The sequence below is a fragment of the Virgibacillus litoralis genome, assembly GCF_017873675.1.
In the GTDB taxonomy this organism is placed as follows: Bacteria; Bacillota; Bacilli; order Bacillales; family Amphibacillaceae; genus Lentibacillus; species Lentibacillus litoralis.
The window spans coordinates 1-18,279 of the sequence record NZ_JAGGKK010000011.1 but is presented as its reverse complement, the minus strand read 5'-3'; the positions used below and the strand labels follow the sequence as shown (position 1 = coordinate 18,279).

General features: G+C 38.5%; 16 protein-coding genes and 1 pseudogene. 14 read left to right on the top strand and 3 right to left on the bottom strand.

Features of this window, described 5'->3' with window-relative positions; genetic code table 11:
- Positions 1 to 90: 90 nt before the first annotated feature.
- The 6 genes from J2Z82_RS10570 to J2Z82_RS10545 all read left to right on the top strand — a co-directional run bounded on the left by J2Z82_RS10570 (position 91) and on the right by J2Z82_RS10545 (position 6,147).
- On the top strand, positions 91 to 930 hold the full coding sequence (locus tag J2Z82_RS10570; protein WP_209480764.1) for a glycerophosphodiester phosphodiesterase: 840 nt from the start codon (positions 91 to 93) through the stop codon (positions 928 to 930).
- Between the two features lie 205 nt (positions 931 to 1,135).
- Positions 1,136 to 2,293 carry a hypothetical protein gene (locus J2Z82_RS10565; protein ID WP_209480763.1) on the top strand — a complete coding sequence of 386 codons (1,158 nt, stop codon included), beginning with the start codon at positions 1,136 to 1,138 and terminating at the stop codon, positions 2,291 to 2,293.
- Between the two features lie 249 nt (positions 2,294 to 2,542).
- Positions 2,543 to 2,863: a nucleoside triphosphate pyrophosphohydrolase gene (locus tag J2Z82_RS10560; RefSeq protein ID WP_209480762.1), complete on the top strand. Its 321-nt coding sequence runs from the start codon at positions 2,543 to 2,545 to the stop codon at positions 2,861 to 2,863.
- A 388-nt stretch (positions 2,864 to 3,251) separates the two neighbouring features.
- Positions 3,252 to 4,295: an ABC transporter substrate-binding protein gene (locus tag J2Z82_RS10555; protein WP_209480761.1), complete on the top strand. Its 1,044-nt coding sequence runs from the start codon at positions 3,252 to 3,254 to the stop codon at positions 4,293 to 4,295.
- 69 nt (positions 4,296 to 4,364) lie between these two features.
- On the top strand, positions 4,365 to 5,351 hold the full coding sequence (locus tag J2Z82_RS10550; protein WP_209480760.1) for an ABC transporter permease: 987 nt from the start codon (positions 4,365 to 4,367) through the stop codon (positions 5,349 to 5,351).
- 1 nt (position 5,352) lies between these two features.
- On the top strand, positions 5,353 to 6,147 hold the full coding sequence (locus tag J2Z82_RS10545) for an ABC transporter ATP-binding protein (RefSeq protein WP_209480759.1): 795 nt from the start codon (positions 5,353 to 5,355) through the stop codon (positions 6,145 to 6,147).
- Positions 6,148 to 6,210: 63 nt separating this feature from the next.
- Here J2Z82_RS10545 and J2Z82_RS19700 read toward each other — a convergent pair whose 3' ends face one another.
- Together J2Z82_RS19700 and J2Z82_RS19375 are read right to left on the bottom strand one after the other, a co-directional pair.
- Positions 6,211 to 6,642: a peptidoglycan-binding domain-containing protein gene (locus J2Z82_RS19700; protein WP_342453627.1), complete on the bottom strand. Its 432-nt coding sequence runs from the start codon at positions 6,640 to 6,642 to the stop codon at positions 6,211 to 6,213.
- Between the two features lie 105 nt (positions 6,643 to 6,747).
- Positions 6,748 to 7,263: pseudogene (locus J2Z82_RS19375) on the bottom strand (peptidoglycan recognition protein family protein); the annotation flags it as partial.
- Positions 7,264 to 7,414: 151 nt separating this feature from the next.
- Between J2Z82_RS19375 and J2Z82_RS10535 the strand changes: the two are divergent.
- The 8 genes from J2Z82_RS10535 (at position 7,415) to J2Z82_RS10500 (ending at position 17,460) form a co-directional block, all read left to right on the top strand.
- Positions 7,415 to 8,221, top strand: a complete 807-nt coding sequence (locus J2Z82_RS10535) for an ABC transporter permease (protein ID WP_209480757.1) — start codon at positions 7,415 to 7,417, stop codon at positions 8,219 to 8,221.
- A gap of 33 nt (positions 8,222 to 8,254) precedes the next feature.
- Positions 8,255 to 9,052 carry an ABC transporter ATP-binding protein gene (locus J2Z82_RS10530; protein WP_209480756.1) on the top strand — a complete coding sequence of 266 codons (798 nt, stop codon included), beginning with the start codon at positions 8,255 to 8,257 and terminating at the stop codon, positions 9,050 to 9,052.
- A gap of 6 nt (positions 9,053 to 9,058) precedes the next feature.
- Complete coding sequence (locus tag J2Z82_RS10525) at positions 9,059 to 10,201, top strand: ABC transporter substrate-binding protein (RefSeq protein ID WP_209480755.1); 1,143 nt, start codon at positions 9,059 to 9,061, stop codon at positions 10,199 to 10,201.
- Between the two features lie 257 nt (positions 10,202 to 10,458).
- On the top strand, positions 10,459 to 11,439 hold the full coding sequence (locus J2Z82_RS10520; protein ID WP_209480754.1) for a TIGR00341 family protein: 981 nt from the start codon (positions 10,459 to 10,461) through the stop codon (positions 11,437 to 11,439).
- 175 nt (positions 11,440 to 11,614) lie between these two features.
- A complete protein-coding gene (locus tag J2Z82_RS10515) occupies positions 11,615 to 12,043 on the top strand; it encodes a cell wall hydrolase (RefSeq protein ID WP_209480753.1) in 429 nt (142 codons plus the stop codon).
- A 171-nt stretch (positions 12,044 to 12,214) separates the two neighbouring features.
- Positions 12,215 to 12,391, top strand: a complete 177-nt coding sequence (locus J2Z82_RS10510) for a YjzC family protein (protein ID WP_209480752.1) — start codon at positions 12,215 to 12,217, stop codon at positions 12,389 to 12,391.
- 697 nt (positions 12,392 to 13,088) lie between these two features.
- Complete coding sequence (locus J2Z82_RS10505; RefSeq protein WP_209480751.1) at positions 13,089 to 16,502, top strand: hypothetical protein; 3,414 nt, start codon at positions 13,089 to 13,091, stop codon at positions 16,500 to 16,502.
- 22 nt (positions 16,503 to 16,524) lie between these two features.
- The gene (locus tag J2Z82_RS10500; protein ID WP_209480861.1) at positions 16,525 to 17,460 is read left to right on the top strand and encodes a fumarylacetoacetate hydrolase family protein; all 936 of its coding nucleotides are present in this window, start codon (positions 16,525 to 16,527) and stop codon (positions 17,458 to 17,460) included.
- Between the two features lie 212 nt (positions 17,461 to 17,672).
- Here the strand turns inward: J2Z82_RS10500 and J2Z82_RS10495 are convergent, their stop codons facing one another.
- Positions 17,673 to 18,209, bottom strand: a complete 537-nt coding sequence (locus J2Z82_RS10495) for a DUF3231 family protein (protein ID WP_209480750.1) — start codon at positions 18,207 to 18,209, stop codon at positions 17,673 to 17,675.
- Between the last annotated feature and the right edge of the window lie 70 nt (positions 18,210 to 18,279).

The following is an 18,279-nucleotide window of genomic DNA, read 5'->3' as shown; positions in this document are numbered from 1 at the left end:
AAAAATTACTTTTGTATTCATTCGAAATTAATAATCTCTCTTTAAAATGATAGATGAAAGAAATATACACGATATGGGAGAGGATTATTAATGAGACGTATTTTTCCAATTATTTTAATGGGAGTTGTTTTTTTAAGCCTGTTTGAAACACCAGTATTTGCAATGAAGGAGAATTTTTCTAAGCAGCAAGGGGTTGCAAATATTGCACATCGTGGTGCATCTGCCCATGCACCTGAAAATACGATGGCTGCTTTTGAAAAGGCAGTTGATATGAAGGCAGATTACATCGAAATTGATGTACAAATGACAGAAGATGAAGAATTGATCGCCATCCATGATACAACACTAAACCGTACGACTGATGGCAGAGGATTTGTTGGTGATTTCACGTTAGAAGAAATTCGAGTACTGGATGCAGGAAGCTGGTTCGGGGAAGAATTTGCTGGAGAACAGATTCCTACATTTGAAGAAGTAATCGATGCATACCGTGGGAAAATCGGGATATTGATTGAACTGAAATCACCGGAGTTATATCCTGGAATTGAAGGAAAAGTCGCGGATGTTTTAATCGAACGTAATATGCAACATCCGCAAAACGAAAAAATTATTATCCAGTCATTCAATCACGAATCGATGCAAGTATCCAAGGAACTTTTGCCGAATGTTCCACATGGTGTACTAGCTGGAATGACTTGGGCTGGAGTTACTAATGGGCAGTTAGCCGAATTCGCAACGTATGCAGATTACTTTAATCCAAATATGAATATAGTTACAGATGAGCTTGTGGCGCGTGTGCATGCGACTGGCATGGATATTTATCCTTACACGGTAAGAGTGCAGGCAGAAGCTGATCGGTTATTCAATCTTGATGTCGACGGGATTATTACAGATTACCCGGAATATGTGTATAAACATCCGGCAAATAATTAAACTGTATTAGATATATAGAATATGCCGAGCCTATGAGGGTTCGGCATATTTGTGATGGTGTCCGAGGGATCTGAAGTAAGCTATTACTCTGTTCATACTTCTTTGTTTGGATTAGTATAAAAAGGGTATTATAAGGAAAATAGTTGAAAACCAACGTATGTCAATTAATATAGGTTGTAAACAGAAGAGGGGAGGAAATTTTGATTTGAAAAAATTGACCGTAGGAATAATCCCAGCCCCTGAATTACCAGAATCGATCGCTTATAAATTAGTGGACAAATTGCCAGATGCATTCTCCAGCAATATTGATAAAAACCTATTGTGGGAGGTTGAAATAATTCGTGATCCACTTACAGGAGCTGCAGAAAAAGTGGACGAGATAATTAATAGAGCAGCAGTTTTAAAACAGGAACATAATTGGAATTATGCTGTATGCCTAACAGATCTTCCTATCTTTTCGGGGAAAGATGTCGTATTGGGTGATGTTAATGATAAAGAAGGGGTAGCGCAAATTTCTATTCCAGCGTTTGGAATTTTGCCAGTGGGTAAGCGGGTAGAAAAAGCAATCATTCAAATGGTAAGTGAATTATATTATCGAGTAAACGGACATGGCAAGGCTTTAAACAAGGATTTAGATAGTGCTGCCATAAATAATTTGCGTTTATTAAGAAGTGATTCCGCTTTTTCTCCAATCCGTAAAATCAAGCCTCCTGACAGAATAGAAAAAGCCGATGTGCGTTTTATAGTTGTTCCGAGGTTTAATGGAAGACAGAGGCTACTCTTTGGAATGGCCCATGCAAACAGACCATGGTCAATTATTCCTGCATTTAAACGTGTAGTTGCTATCGCATTTGCAACCGGTGCTTACGGACTGGTATTCCCTTCCCTTTGGAAGCTTAGTGTCGCTTATGGGCCTACACGTTTTGTTGTGTTGATGCTAGCAGCCATGCTGGGTATGATCATTTGGATTATTTTTGCTCATAATTTGTGGGAGAAGCCAACAAGGAAAAGCCATCGGAAACTTAGATTGCTATATAATACAGCTACAGTAATAACCCTTGGTATTGCTGTACTGGTTTACTATACAATGCTCTATATACTGTTTCTGATTGCTGTTGCCTTTTTTGTCCCACCAGAAGTATTTACCGAAACAGTAGGACTTGAGGGAGAAGTCAGTTTCAAATACTATTTTCAATTGACGTGGCTTGTTACCTCAGTTGCTACTGTAGTAGGGGCGATCGGCTCAGGACTTGAAAGTGATAAAGTCGTAAGAAATATTATGTATGGCTATCGTCAGCAGCAACGGTATAAGGAAATGGAACATTATGATGATTTTTTAAAGGATGAAGAAGAATACGAGTGATGTGGAAGGCTGAATGCTGGGTGCAGCATTTTGCCTTTTGTATATTAAAAGGTAGGACGATGCAATACATAATTCGCTAGGTGGATTTAGTTCTGAAAAGATAGTAAGATATTATTTGTGTGATTTTCTAGCAGATAAGAAAGTATTAATCCTTTCTTACTGCATAAGTGCAACTAAGGCTTATCTATATTAAGGTTTGGCGATAAGCCAAGTTTCTAATAAAAGTAAAAAAAGAAATGAGAGTGCGAAATGCCAACATACAACAAGCTAATACGAGATAAAATACCGGGAATCATTGCAATGACGGGTAAGAAAGCAAATACTGCAACGCTATCTGATGAAGATTATATAAAAGAAATTAGAAAGAAGACCAAGGAAGAACTGCAGGAATATTTAGCTGCTAATAATGATCCAGATGCGTTAGATGAGCTAGCTGACTTGCTTGAATTAATGCATACACTGGCACATGTGCATAAAAGCTCTATGGAAGAGGTTGAGAAGATTCGCAAGAAAAAAGCGGAACAACGCGGTGGGTTTAATGATAGAGTCTTTTTAATCGATGTAGAGTAAAGGTATTAATCTAGGTGATAGAATAAAAGGGTGTGAACTTAAAGCACAATATAAGCGTAATTAGTATATATATATATGAATCCTTTCTGATTACAAGGAAGGGTTCATTTTTTTAGCAGATAAGAAAGTATAACTACTTTCTTACTGCATAAGTACAACTAAGGCAATTAGCCCAAAGGCTTGGCGAATGCCAAGTTTTCTAATTAATCAATGGCTGTCGCGAATAAATATTCATTAAATTGCTGTTTTAATCAATTTTGCATCTATATTATTTATATTTATAAAAAATAATGCATAAAAACAGTGTTATCAATTTTGTTCTGTGATATAATATGGCATAAATCTTTTGAAAATTTCTAAAAGAGTGGAGAATACAGGGGGTAAACAAATGACGAAAAAATGGCTAGCTTTTCTAATTATAGCTTTGTTTAGCTTACTATCATTGGTGGCTTGTGGGACCAGTGAAGATGCTGAAGGAGAGCAGACTTCGGGATCAGAATCAGGGGAAGAGACTGATCAAGAGGCTGATCAGGAAGATGAACAGTCTTATACAATAGGGGCAACTCAAATTGTTGAACATCCATCGCTGGATGCGGCATATGAAGGGTTTAAACAAGCGGTTGAAGAAGCGGGTTTGGATGTAAAGTTTGATCTTCAGAACGCACAGAATGATCAAAACAATGCGAGTCTTATAGCACAGAACTTTGTAGCAGATAATGTTGATTTAATCTTTGCAAATTCCACACCGAGTGCCCAGAGTGCATTGCAGGCGACACAGGACATTCCGATTATTTTTACATCTGTTACGGATGCAGTGGGAGCAGGTCTAGTAGATGGGATGGATCAACCGGGAGAAAATATTACGGGGGTACTTGACCTTCACCCGGATGCGATTAAGAATACGGTAAACTTTATCGATTCGTACTTTGAGGGTTCAACGGTTGGGCTTATTTACAACGCTGGTGAGCAGAATTCTGTATCTCAGATAGAAGCGGTGAAGGCAGAAATTGAAGGTTCAAGCTTGAGTGTAGCTGAGCGTACTGTTTCAACATCTGCTGAGGTACAACAAGCAGCGACAACACTTGTAGGTGAAGTCGATGTTATGTATATTATTACAGATAACACTGTTGTATCGGCATTAGATAGTGTCGTTGGGGTAGCAAATGATCAGGATATTCCATTGATTGTTGGCGAACCAAACTCACTCAAAAAAGGTGGTTTTGCCACATACGGAATCGATTATCATACAATTGGTACTCGTGCAGGTGAAATGGCTGTAGAAGTGTTAACAGGCGAAAAGACAACTGCGGATATTCCAGTAGAATACCCAGCAGAAATGCAATTGTTTATTAATAAAGGAGCAGCAGAGGAACAAGGCATTGAGTGGAACGAAGAATGGGATGAAAAAGCTCAGTTCGTTGAGCCTGAATAAGAGATAGGAATTTGGCCCCTTTCTTAGAGGGGCCAATTGTATCCTTTGCTGTAGAGAGGAGGACATCTTGTGTTTATATCAATGTTTGGAGCAGTTGAATCAGGAATTATATATGCGATAATGGCGCTTGGTGTGTACTTATCCTTTCGTATCTTAGATTTCCCCGATTTAACAGTGGATGGAAGTTTTGTAACAGGCGGTGCTGTCGCTGCCATTTCTATTATAAATGGAACAGATCCTGTAACAGCCACAATTTTGGGTACAATAGCCGGATTTGTAGCAGGCAGTATAACAGGTGTTCTTCATACAAAGGGAAAAATAAACCCATTATTATCAGGTATTATCATGATGATTGCACTTTATTCTATTAATCTACGGATAATGGGTCGGCCGAATTTATCCCTCCTTAATGAATCAACACTTTTTACGCAAGTGGAAGGATTTTGGAAAGGAACAGGTTTTGATCAAGTGCTCAATGGCATGTTGAAAACACTCGGCTCAGCTCAAGTACCCAGTACATGGGCTATTCTTATTTTTATGATATTTGTTAGCATTTTCATCAAGCTATTGACCGATTATTTTCTTAAAACTGAGGTAGGACTGGCGATCAGAGCTACTGGAGATAATCAAAAAATGATACGAAGTTTATCGGCTAACACGGATACATTAATTATTCTGGGTCTTGGTGTTTCTAACGCCTTTGTTGCCTTATCTGGAGCTTTAGTTGCCCAGTATGGCGGATTTGCTGATGTTGGGCTTGGAATAGGGATGATTATTACTGGTCTTGCTTCGGTGATTATTGGGGAAGCTCTGTTTGGAAAACGGACAATCGCCATTACGACGGTTGCCGTGATCGGTGGTGCGATTATTTATCGTATTGTGGTAACACTTGCTTTACGTGTCGAGTTTTTAGAAACGGGTGATATGAAACTAATTACCGCATTACTTGTAGTTGCTGCGTTAATTACGCCAAAAATAATGAAGGCACAAAAAGAAAAAATGCGGCGCCGGCAAAAACAAAAAGAACTAAACAGTTCCACTGCGGAGGGGGCTTAATATGTTAGATCTTCATGATATTTCCTTAACATTTAATGAAAATACACCTGATGAAAAAAAGGCATTACAGCAGGTGAATTTAACAATGGGAAAGGGTGAATTTGTTACTGTTATCGGCAGTAATGGTGCTGGGAAATCAACCCTGATGAATGTTATTTCCGGGACCCTTATTCCAGATGTAGGATTTGTTAATATCGGTAATAAAAAAGTGACAGGTTTACCAGAATATAAACGGTCAAAATTTATTGGAAGAGTCTTTCAGGATCCGATGGCAGGCACAGCCCCAACCATGACAATTGAAGAAAATTTGGCCATGGCCTATGCACGTGATAAAAAACGCACGCTTCGCATTGGGGTAACCAAAAAGCGAAAAGAATTGTTTCGTGACTACTTAAAAACATTGAATCTTGGCCTGGAAGATCGTCTAACAGCAAAGGTTGGCTTACTATCTGGTGGAGAACGACAAGCATTGTCACTGTTAATGGCTACGTTTACCGAACCAAATATTCTTATGTTAGATGAGCATACGGCTGCACTTGATCCATCTCGTGCAGAGTTAATTAAAAATCTAACCAAAGATGTAGTGGATAAATTCAATTTAACTACATTAATGGTCACTCATAACATGCAACAGGCGTTAGATTTAGGGAATCGTCTGATTATGATGGATAAGGGACAAATCATTTTAGATGTAAAAGGTGAAGAAAAACAGAAGCTGACAATCGAAAAGTTATTGCATGAATTCAAGCGAATTAGAGGAGAGCAATTTGAAAGTGATCGTGCAATCTTAGGATAAACAAAAAAGGTGGTTCACATTGCCGCGATAGATGCGGGTTGTGAACCATCTTTTTTATTTGGCTCAGTCATTAAGCTCCATTCGAATATATTTTCTTGTATTAGGTCCATAGATTCCGTCATTAGCGAGAGCTGCGTACATCGATTGGAATCTGCGGACAGCATCCTGCGTTTTTGGCCCATATATCCCATCGATCGCTCCGGGATCAAAGTTGATATCTTTTAAAGCACGTTGAACTTGTTTCGCAGCTTCCCCTTCATCTCCTAGCGACAATACTTTATCTGGTAATGGGAAATCTATAGCTGGTGAACTGGACCCAAGGACTTCTTTTAATTTAGCGAGTGTATTAGGCCCTACTAATCCATCAACGTGCAGTCCGTACGCGCTTTGGAACCGCATGACGGCACGTTGGGTTTCCTCTCCATAGATTCCATCTGCCCCGTATATTGGTAAAGGGAACCCAGTTCGAATTAAGTCTTGTTGAATTTCTTTCACAAATTGACCCTCATCACCAATATCTAGTGGTAATTCCACGGATACCCCTTTCACTTCAGGTTCTGCCGGTTCAGTTGCACCTCCATCTTCTGAAAACTCCGTTTGATAAACTTCTTTTACATCCTGGATAAATTCGTCCCATGAGATTCCATTCTGGTGCAAAGCATTTTGCGGATCTGTGCGACGCTGGGGATCGAGGGTGCTATGAGCAACGATATCTGTGTCAGGGTTAAGACCGTACTTATCTATTAGGTAGGCATGGTACCAAACATAGCGGTTATAGGCGTCCTGAAAATCAATGTTGCTTCCATAAGCTAACTCAACACCAATGGCAGCATCGTTAGCGTCTTCACCAAAAAGTGTGTTATCTTTTGCTGCATTATAACGAACATGCCATGCTTTTTCCGTTTGTGGGATAATTTCGAGAATATAGTTATCATCAATAAAGGTATGAGCGGAGGCTAAGGGCTGGATACGGTCAAAATAACTCCGATTGTTATAGGCTGTTGAACCAGGGTTTCCTGTATCATGACTTACGATATATTCCACATTTTGAAGTTCTTCACCTGATCTTGAGTCACCGTAGTCAATATAATCCTGAGTAATATTATATTTTGCCATTTAAATTTGTCACCTCGCATTTTTTGTTTTTCCATAATCAGTATATGAAGAAGAATGCTATGTAGAATGGGTTCAAAGCAAAATGGCTTGTATAATTCATCACCACTTTCTGGGCGGATGCATAGCATAGTGCATGAGAGGTGGTGAGGATATGGGGAACAGTCAATCTGCTGTTCAGCTAGAACGTGCTGAATGGCAAAAAAGACAACGTAATCAAAGGTTGAAGAGTTTGTTAACAATCTCATCTCCTATTTTCATTTTGGTTTTATGGGAAATCTTATCACGAACAAGTGTCATAGACCCGCGCTTTTTCCCTCCACCTTCAGTAATAATCAAGACGTTAATTACGATGGGAACAAGCGGCGAGTTATTTATCCACATTAAAATTAGTTTATATCGTATCTTTTCGGGTTTTGTACTTGGGGTAATTCCAGCGATAGCTCTTGGGCTATTAATGGGAATGTATTCACCGATACGGCATTTCTTCTCACCGTTAGTTATGGCGTTAATGCCAATTCCAACATTAGCGATGTTACCGATTATTCTCATTATATTTGGAATTGGTGAGTTTTCTAAGATGTTGATTATTGCAATCAGTGTTTTCTTTCCTGTTGTCATTAACACAGCTGCAGGGGTAACAAATATTGATAGGATTTATATCGATGTTGCTAGGAATTATGGGGCAAGTGCGAAGGATTTCTTCTTTAAAATTGCACTACCTGGCTCCTTGCCCGTTATGCTGGAAGGAATTCAAATGGGGCAGGCGATTGCCTTATTAACGATTGTGGCTGCTGAAATGGTTGCAGCAAACAGCGGGATCGGTTATCTAATTTGGGTAAATTATAAGGCCTTTTTATTAACCGAAATGTATGTAGGTCTTGTGCTCATTTCCTTCTTTGGCTACTTCTTCTCCTTACTTTTAAGAGGACTGCAAAGTAAATTGATTCCGTGGAGATAGCCAAATCAAATCATAAGGAGGGTCAATTTGACAATGGCACAGCCGAGTAAAATAACAATTAATCAGTTAACAAAAGTATTTTATAAACGAAATGAAAGTGTAACAGCGTTAAAGGATATATCACTTAATATTGAGGACGGTGAATTTGTTTGTTTGCTGGGACCAAGTGGGTGTGGAAAAACGACACTATTAAGAATGTTAGCTGGCTTAGAAAAACCTAGTACAGGAACATTTGAAATTCATCAGTCAGATAATGCTAAACCTCTGCAATCAATGGTATTTCAGGAACGTGGTGTAATTCCATGGCAGACAGTTGAAGAAAATGTTGCCTTTGGATTAAAGATGCGTCACCTTCCGAAGAAAATAGTGAAAGAGAAAACAGATTACTATTTAGATAAGGTTGGATTAAAGCAGTTTGCAAAGCTGTTTCCAAAAGAATTATCTGGAGGAATGAAGCAGCGGGTAAGCATTGCTCGAGCCTTTGCCAACGATCCGGAAATACTATTGATGGATGAACCGTTCGCGGCATTGGATGAACAAAATAAATTTATTCTTCAAGAAGAATTGCTCGCAATCTGGGCAGAAACAAAGAAAACTGTATTATTCATTACACATAGCATTGATGAGGCATTGTTGTTAGGTGACAAAGTATTATTAATGAGTGCGCAGCCAGGCCAAATCTTGAGCGAGAAGAAAATTGATTTACCACGTCCAAGGACGATTGAGGATGTCCGGTCAAACCCGGAAATGGCAGAGCAGTTCGTTGATATATGGAAGCATTTACAAAGAGAAGTACAAAATGATCGTAAAACCAAAGAACAGAAAGGTTGATTAATCATGAGGGGAAAATGGTTAAAGTTAATTGGTGTCTTTTTCTTAATTGTAACACTTGCTTTAGCAGGTTGTGCTGATTCAGAGACTAAACCAAAAGACGACACACAAGATGACCAAGAGTCAACGGACCAAGAAAAAGAGGAGGAGCAAGGTAGTACCAGTGAAGACACTAGTACGGAAGGGGCACTTGATCCACTTGCAGAACCTGTTACTGTAACAATTGCTGAGGATGGTTCCGCATCTGGAGCAGGATTTTATATTGCCAAGGAAAGAGGCTATTTTGAGGAATACAACATAAACGTTGAATTCGTTAAATTTGGTAATAGTGATGAAATGCTGCCAGCTTTAGCTGCTGGAAAAATTGATGTGGCAGGAGGTATATCTTCAGCATCATTTTTTAACTCCATTGCCCAAGGTATTGACGTTCGCATGATTGCTGATAAAGGTCATAACGTTATGGGTAATTCTTATTTTACCTTTGTTCTACGAAAAGATCTGCAGGATGAAATTAAAGATTATAAGGACTTGAAAGGAAAACGCATAGCAGTTTCCACAAAAAACGCAGTTGATGATTATATATTTGAGCGGATGTTAGAGCATGCTGGGTTAACGAGGGATGATGTGGAGTTTACCTTAATGTCCGACTTTGGAAATATGATGTCTGCGATTGGAAATAATCAAATCGCTGCCGCGCTGCAAATAGAGCCCTTGATAACACAAGGAATTGAACAGGACCTACACGTTAAGTTTGGGGATGTGACTGACTTTGCTCCAAAGGCTCAAATCGCAATGGTCTTAGGTTCACCAGAGTTTCTTAATGAACGTCGGGAAGTAGCTTTACGATTTATGGCAGGCTACTTAAAAGGTGTTCGTGATTATAACGATGTGTTTGTCAAAGATGAAGGTGAAAAGGAAGAGATTATTAACATTATGACGGAATACACAGCACTTAAGGATCCAGCGATATGGAATAAGGTTGCCGTTACAGGCTTGAATCCAGATGGTCGTATGTTCATTGAAGATATTAAGAAACAATACGATATGTATAAAGAAAATGGTGCAATTAAAGGGGAAGTAGACTTTGATAAGGCTGTAGACCCGTCATTAGTCGAGGATGTATTAGATATAGTTGGTGAGTATAAGTAGAAAGTTAAATTCACGTTTAAAATAATCCTTCTAAATGGAAGGGTTATTTTTTATGGAAGCAGATTGGTATCCATTGTGTTTCCAATACGAAAATGAAAAATTGTATTTTTCGTCATGAAGTAGAACGAAAGGGGTAACAATAAGGCATAGGATTATTCTTAACAGTTAAGTATACCTGCACAAGTGCAACTAAGGCTTTCGTCATTAAGGCTTGGCGATAAGCCAAGTTTTCTAAGCAAATGGGAGACGAATTAACGATGAAATTACAATTGGTTGAAATTTATGCGCCACCGGATTTTTTAGATATTGAAGATATAGAGAATAATTTCTCTGTTGTATCGTATTGGGTTTCTGAAAAATTCAAAGAACAGAAGCTGACTCGGATTCTTGTGGAAACAAATGATGTTGAACAAATTCTTAATTATTTGGAAAAGCTGCCCAGCGAAGATGATACTTACCAAGTTATGCTGTTGCCTGTTCAAACGTATCTTCCCAGGGAAAAAAAGGAACCTGAGGATGAGGAAAAAGATTTACAGCGAGCGAGTCGGCACGAATTATTCACGACAATTACCGAAGCAAGCCATATGAGTGTCAGCTATATGTGGTTTATTGTTTTTTCTGCATTTGTAGCGACTGTAGGTGTCATAAAGAGCAGCCCTGCTGTTGTGATCGGTGCTATGGTGATTGCCCCGATAATTGGTCCTGTTACCGCTGTTTCATTTGCATCTGTACTAGGTGATTTTAAGTTGATACGTCGGTCAATATTGACATCATTATTTGGAGTGGGAGTGCCTGTATTAGTTGCTAGTGTATTTAGTTTTCTTTTTAATGCACCTGTAAATAGTGATGAGTTTCTATCTAGAACAGCCATTCAGATCATCGATGTCATTGCTGCTCTAGCTTCTGGCGCTGCAGGAGCACTTTCTTTTATTAAAAGGAATGAGGGGGCTCTTGTGGGTGTTATGGTTTCAGTTGCTTTAGTGCCACCTGCTGTAGTGCTAGGTATGAACCTTGGTGCAGGTAGATGGGAGGAGGCTCTCGTTCCTTTTATTTTATTAATGGTCAATGTAAATTCCATAATGCTCTCAGCTGTTATTGTATTTTGGCTGAGTGGTATTAAACCCAACAACTGGCAGGATCTGCAGAAGGCAAATATTTCGCGCAAACTATCTCTCCTATTCGTTTCAATTATTGCTTTGGTGCTTATTACTGCAATTATCTTTATAAACTTTGTCTAGTTGTCGTTTAGGCTAGTTAATTATACTCGCTATACTTCGCTTTTGAATCTCGCGTGATTCCACTGCTGATGGGCAATTACTTATCCAACTTTTAGATTAGAATTTTACATAGACAGGCACTATGTTAACTCCCGGTTAATACTTATAAAAGTAGGTGTAAAACGGAGGTGGAAAAATGGCCGTTGTTAAGGCTACAAATTATCATGTCAATCTCTTGGCAAGACTTCTTCGAGCAGAAGCTGTAGGAGAAGGGAAGTTAGGTATGTTGCATGTTGGTGCTGTAACAGTAAACCGAGCCAGAGTAGATTGCTCCGATTTTGAAGGATTACGCACGTTGCCACAAGTAATTAACCAGCCAACTGCATATGAAGCACTTCAGCATGGTACTTTTTATAAAAGAGCACGAGAAAGTGAAAAACGGTTAGCACGCAGAGTAATTAACGGGGAAAGGCGCTGGCCAGCTAAATATAGTTTATGGTATTTCAGACCTCCAGCTGATTGCCCTGCTACATGGTATGATCAACCTTTAGTGGGACGATATAAGCTTCACTGTTTTTATGAGCCAACTGCAGATGAGTGCTCAGAAGTATATAGTACATGGTAGTTACACGAATCTGATAAAAAACGCTCCTTATTTTTTCAGCGTATCCTTATTGCATAAATGCATTCAACTAAGGTACTTGCCTTTAAGAATTGGTGAAGCCGAGCAATTCAAAGAATGAATGGCTGGGCAATTAGCCATAATAAGAATGAATAATGATAAGGAGTGATTGAAATGGGTGAATACAGTCATTTTCGTTTTGGGCAAAAAGCACCGAACAATGGTGTGTATAGAGAAATTGGGGAGACAGGCAACAATGTCAATGACCCGAAAAGAGTTGAGCTAAAGGCTGGAGAGAAATTTCCGCAAAACTCGAACTTTGATCGTGTTTGGACAAATGAGAAACATTAAGCTTGAAACGGGCTCATAATACTAAAAAACATATTAAAAAAACGCTCAGAAAAATTAAATCTGAGCGTTTTTAGCAGTTAAGAAAGTATAAATCCTTTCTTACTGCATAAGTGCAACTAAGGCTTATCTATAATAGGCTTGCACTCCAGAGTATAAGGGGTTCTAAGAAAGCAAAGTACGCTTTCATAAGAATCCCTTTAACGAATGCCAAGTTTTCTAAAGTTCCCTAATTATGCTTTTACACTTTCCGCTTTCCCATTTTGTATGTTATAAGGAGCTTTCGTGCACGTTCCCCTCATTTGCAGACCCTATTGAATCCTCATTCCGCTATTTCCCAAAAACCCCTCGTTTAGAGCATGTTTTAGGATCCTCGTTCCGTTATTTGTCTTTTTTAACCCCATATTCTATTGATTTAGTGCATTTAACGGAATGAGGATTCACTTCATCCCTGTTAGAGCAGTTTTTCGCCTTTTTAACGGAACGAGGATTCACATTATAGATTGTGGAAAATTATGACAGATACGCACTAACATATGATATAATAATGTTTCAAATATTTCGATAAAACAAAGCGTTGCAGAGGGTTTTTCATTAGTACGGGTTCTCCATCTCCAAGATGTTCCTAAAAGTCCGTATAGCTATTTACGTCTTGCAGCCAATTCCCCATAATACGTAATGTTTAAATAGAGGTGATATATTGAATCATTTGCACGCTCAACAGCGACAAAAGATTTTAGAAGAAGAGCTGAACAAGCTGGAAGAGAAACAATACATAGACAAGGATACATATTTGAATGTTCGGCATGCTCATAATCAGTATTATATTGATCAGGAAGACAATCAACAGACATCGGAACAGAATGTGGAAAAGGTTAAAAAGCAGTCAGAACCAAAAGCACCAAAGCCAAAAAAGGTCAAAAAAGTACTGTCTTCACAGGAAATCCGTGATCGGAATATTACATGGTCTCTAATCCTTGGGGTGGTTTTGCTGCTGATTGGAGGACTGGTTCTTGCTACAAGTACTTGGGATACGTTAACAGACTGGAAGAAATCAGGATTTATTGGTCTCGTTTCCTTACTGTTTTTTGGTCTGGCATATTTTACATCACGTATATTAAAAATCGAAAAGACTGCGTTTGCATTTCATGTGCTTGGTAGTCTGTTTCTGCCGATTGTCATATTGTCTCTAGGCTATTTTGAGTTATTTGGCTCTTATTTTTCATTTTCAGGTGAGGGACGTTATCTATACGGGGCAGTTGGGAGCCTGATGATTTTGCCTGTGTATTTACTCCTCTCCATAAAGTTAGCATCACGTTTATTTGTGTGGTTTTCTTTTGTAACGTTTACGGTGTTCGCAGGATTCCTTATAGCAACTTTAGAAATGCCTGTCGACGGTTTTTACTTGGGAATTATAGCATTTAACGCTTTACTCATCGCGGCGTATCATTATGCAGACAAGCAGGGACGTTTTCAGTTGTTTACACAAGAGTTTGTCCTGTATATTCAGGCAAATTTAATTTTGTCTACTTTACTTATGCTTGTATTTTATGAAAATGAACTGATTTATAGTTTCAACCTGATGCTTACAGCAGTGATATATTTTTCCATGATATTTGTTACAAATCAAAAGGAATATCATTTCGTGTTTAGTGCGTTGTTAGTATACGGTGCCTATCAATTGATTGAGTTCTCAACATTGAATGAGGTTGGGGCAATTGTGTATGCGCTGCTTGGGATTGTGTTTGTGGTACTGCCGAATTTTATAAAGGATAGCAGTTCACTGCAAAAAGCCTTCCAAATTACGAGTGCAATCGTTTCAGCAGGTGCATTTGTTTTTATAAGTTTTGAAGGAATACTTATGAATATGAATGAACCATCGTTTGTTTTACTAATTGCGTATTTAATCATAGCCTTTAATTTTACATATTTAGCAAACAAGGTGAAACGAACGCTGTTTTCCTATCTAAGTCCAGTATTTTTCATGGCTGCGTTGTATGAAGTGGTTTTACTTGGCCGTGATCTATTTGGTTATGAGAATTTAGGTTTACCAGTGTTTATAGCCGGCCTCTTCTTATACATTGTTTTTGGCTGCTTCATGAAGCTTGATTTCGTCCAGCCGATTAATCAGAGCTCACGTGATATTGGCGGAGCTGTGATGGCCCTTTCTATATTGCTCAATTTTGGATTTGTCAGCTGGTGGCAGGTAGGTACAATGTTTCTATTGTTAGCTATAGTTGCTCTTTTCATGGACCAATATGAACAACGAGTCTATTTTACAAATAATAGAGTAGCTTCCTGGGTTCATGCACTTTCTATAGGTCTCGCCGTCGTTTCGTTTTTTACAAAAGATCGATTTTCCGTTGCTGCATTTTCTGTAGATGCTGGGCATTTGGTATTAGCAGGTCTTATTGTTCTAATTGTAAGTATTCTATGGAAAAAGCTTAAACGAAAGACCTTTTATGATAATGCTTTTTATGTTGCTCAAGGATTTTACGCTATTGGAACGATGAGGACTTTCTTATATGACTTTGATGATAATTTTCGTACATTGATTGTCCTTGGTGGAGTTGGAATGGCCTATTTGCTGTACAGAAAGACAAAATGGATAGTCATGCCTTATCTGATTGGTGGCACTTCTTTATTATTTTATTTCACCGTGTTGTATGCAGTTCATACGCAATTTACTATCCAATCTGATTTGTATCATTCATTGCAATTTGTTGTTGGTTCACTACTGCTTTTGGGTACTGGAATATTCATCGGAGACGAGGACCGCAAACTTGTTAAAGCCTTTTGGTGGATTGGACACATTTACTTGCCGTTTTCATTACTTGTTACTTACATGTTTAATGGTGAGGAGGCAGTCTGGGCATTTCTTTTGGCTGCTGTGATTTATGGTGTAAGTGTTCTTAAAGTAAATGTTGGATGGAAGGTAAATACCTTTTTATACGCCGACTTCACGTCATTTTGGATAACTGTTAGTCTTGCTATGCTTTTGTTGGATTTGAATAACCATGTACATTATGCCTTCTTAATAACAAGTGGTGCACTTGCTGCCGGATGGTTTCTCAGTAATAGATCCTTGGGACGAAGAATTGCATTTTATATAGTTCCATTCTCTCTGATCGGAATCAGGGTTTTCACATCGGTAAATCCATTTGACTTGCTGCTATTCATTGTAACAATTCTGTATGGAATTGGTCTGTTATGGATTTTGCATAAAGAAAAATGGGATGTTCTTAATGCTGTCCCCCTTCTTCTTCTATATCAGGGGTTGCTGTTATATAGCTATGACCAACTGGAATGGAATTATTCAATGCAGGCTACAGTAACAGGATCTGCGCTGATTGCTTTGCTGGTTGGAAAGCAGTTTTATCAGTTGGTTTTTCGAGATACAAAGGAAAAAGAAGGAGAGCCGCTGCGTATTGATTGGTATACGTTTGTTGGCTTTATTGCTGCAGGCAGTTTATATCTGTGGACGACAGAAGACTTATGGACAAAACTGCTGCCGGGGCTATTGCTAGTTGGAAGTTTATTGCTGCAACACAATCGTATTCCCTTTGCAGCACCGAAATGGGTCATATTTGTTGCTTGTGCTTATTTATTGCAACCCTATTATACAATATTGGTTAATAGTGATTTACCTGAGCTGATGGAAAGGGAAATGTATGTCCTGCCATGGATCGTTCTTGTTATTTTACTTAAAAAGGCTGCGGATAATTCCTTGAAGACACTCATCAACAACGTACAGTGGGCAGTCCTGATTGTTGTTTCGCTTCTTTTGATTCAGGATGGGATGGCAAGTTCAACGATTTATGACGCGTTGATTGTCGGAACCCTCGCCCTTGTATCCATTATTGGTGGTATGGCATATCAAATGAAGTCCTTTTTCTTTGTTGGAACAGGAGTACTGCTATTAAATGTATTTCTGCAAACCAGACCATATTGGGGAAACCTGCCATGGTGGATGTACCTACTTATTACGGGTTCCATATTGATTGCAGTTGCAAGTTACAATGAATGGCATAAGCAAAAAACATCAGATGGAAAAGATACATTAATTACTGTCTTTAATAAAAAAATTATTCAAAAGATCAAAAACTGGGATTAAAATTTTAAGAGGGGTGTTTGTGATGAAATTAGTAAGCTATAAGTTAAAAGGAAAACCAGGTTCATTTCGGGTTGGGTTTATGCTTGGTGAGAAGGTAATTGACTTGCAGGAGGCCTATTGTCAATTGCTTCTTTCAAGGCAGGAAACAGATCTTAGTAATAGGATAGAAAATGTACTTCCCTCTGATCCAACGCACTTTTTTGCTGCTGGAAATCAAGTGATTGATAATGCTAAAGAAGCATATATTTACGCTAAAACAAATAGCACAGAAGGGTTTAGCCTAAATCAGGAAGAAATATTGCTATCCACACCTATTCCTGTGCCTGCGAAAATTATTTGTGTAGGGAAGAATTATGCCGAACATGCAGTTGAGATGCAAAGTGACGTTCCTGAGTTTCCTGTTCTGTTTGCAAAATTTTCAAATGCGCTTATTGGACCTGAAGATGTGATTGAGAAAAGGAATGTTACACAGAAACTCGATTATGAAGCTGAACTGACTGTCGTTATTGGAAAAGAAGCTTCACAAGTTAAAAAAGAGGATGCCCTGGATTACATTGCCGGTTACACGATAGGGAATGATATATCTGCACGTGATCTGCAAAAACGAACGCCTCAGTGGCTGCAGGGGAAAACCTTGGATAAAAGTACTCCGGTTGGTCCATGGATTGTTACTGCTGATGAAGTTGGGGATCCCGGTAATTTATCGATTCGTTCAACTGTGAATGGAGAGGAACGTCAATCTTCCAATACAAATAAGTTAATTTTTGATATTCCGTTTCTGATTGAGTTTATTTCCAATCTAATTACATTAAAGCCGGGAGATATTATCCTGACGGGAACTCCAAATGGTGTTGGAATGGCGATGGACCCACCACGATTTTTAAAGGACGGGGATGTCGTACAAATAGAAGTAGAGAAGATTGGAAAGCTGAAAAATAAAGTAATGGGAAGGTATTAATCTTCTGTTAATAGATGATTTATTAATAATGCGTCTTAAGCCACTTTCGATAAAGGGTTTCAGACGCTTTTTAACAGTTAAGAACTGCAAAAGAGCAACTAAGGCAATTAGCTTTAGGGCTTGGACTCCGGTGTGTATAAGGGGTTCTAAAAAGGAAAAATACACTTTCATAAGAATCCCTTTAATGAATAGCTTCCTAAATGTTACTATAATTAATTTCTAAAATTATTAGGTGAATTTCCGGGGGACATTTTAGAAAGCTTTTTACGATCAGCAGCCGTTGGAGGTTCCTCTAACCAGCCATTATTGATTGTAATATTAATACCTTCATTTGAGTATTTGGCAATACCTGTTGTAAGTGAAGCTAGTTTTGCATGGATGTCATGTCTCATAATTTTGGAAACAGCCAGTCCATAGTATTGTATTCCTATACCGTTAGACAATGTTGTATGATAAAGCATTAACTTATCCGAAAATGGTGGTGTGGTAGAATCTGTTACATGCGCGTCCATTAGCTTTGGAGAAGGCAAGTTATCTTCTATAAGGAAGGAACCTAGCTGTTTAATTTGTTTATCTGCTAATTGAGCACCTTGATAAAAATACTTTCTTAATTTATCAGAAGAAGCAACTTGGCTAAATCCAAGCATGAAGGATTTACCTAGTGTATTTGAGTTAATATTAACTTGCAAATGCTTAATTTCCTGTGCAGATAAGGGTCTATTCTTCACTAGCCTTGCAAATGTATCCACAGGTTAAATATTTCCTGTAACTGGTATCCATTTTCAATTGAATTTCCAAATAATTACTGGACGAAATAAA

Bases quoted from the DNA above. Each gene is read 5' to 3' on its own strand.
- J2Z82_RS10530 (WP_209480756.1), top strand. From the start codon at position 8,255: ATGGCACAGCCGAGTAAAATAACAATTAATCAGTTAACAAAAGTATTT.
- J2Z82_RS10500 (WP_209480861.1), top strand. From the start codon at position 16,525: ATGAAATTAGTAAGCTATAAGTTAAAAGGAAAACCAGGTTCATTTCGG.
- J2Z82_RS10570 (WP_209480764.1), top strand. From the start codon at position 91: ATGAGACGTATTTTTCCAATTATTTTAATGGGAGTTGTTTTTTTAAGC.
- J2Z82_RS10545 (WP_209480759.1), top strand. From the start codon at position 5,353: ATGTTAGATCTTCATGATATTTCCTTAACATTTAATGAAAATACACCT.
- J2Z82_RS10525 (WP_209480755.1), top strand. From the start codon at position 9,059: ATGAGGGGAAAATGGTTAAAGTTAATTGGTGTCTTTTTCTTAATTGTA.
- J2Z82_RS10535 (WP_209480757.1), top strand. From the start codon at position 7,415: ATGGGGAACAGTCAATCTGCTGTTCAGCTAGAACGTGCTGAATGGCAA.
- J2Z82_RS10520 (WP_209480754.1), top strand. From the start codon at position 10,459: ATGAAATTACAATTGGTTGAAATTTATGCGCCACCGGATTTTTTAGAT.
- J2Z82_RS10555 (WP_209480761.1), top strand. From the start codon at position 3,252: ATGACGAAAAAATGGCTAGCTTTTCTAATTATAGCTTTGTTTAGCTTA.
- J2Z82_RS10515 (WP_209480753.1), top strand. From the start codon at position 11,615: ATGGCCGTTGTTAAGGCTACAAATTATCATGTCAATCTCTTGGCAAGA.
- J2Z82_RS10560 (WP_209480762.1), top strand. From the start codon at position 2,543: ATGCCAACATACAACAAGCTAATACGAGATAAAATACCGGGAATCATT.
- J2Z82_RS10510 (WP_209480752.1), top strand. From the start codon at position 12,215: ATGGGTGAATACAGTCATTTTCGTTTTGGGCAAAAAGCACCGAACAAT.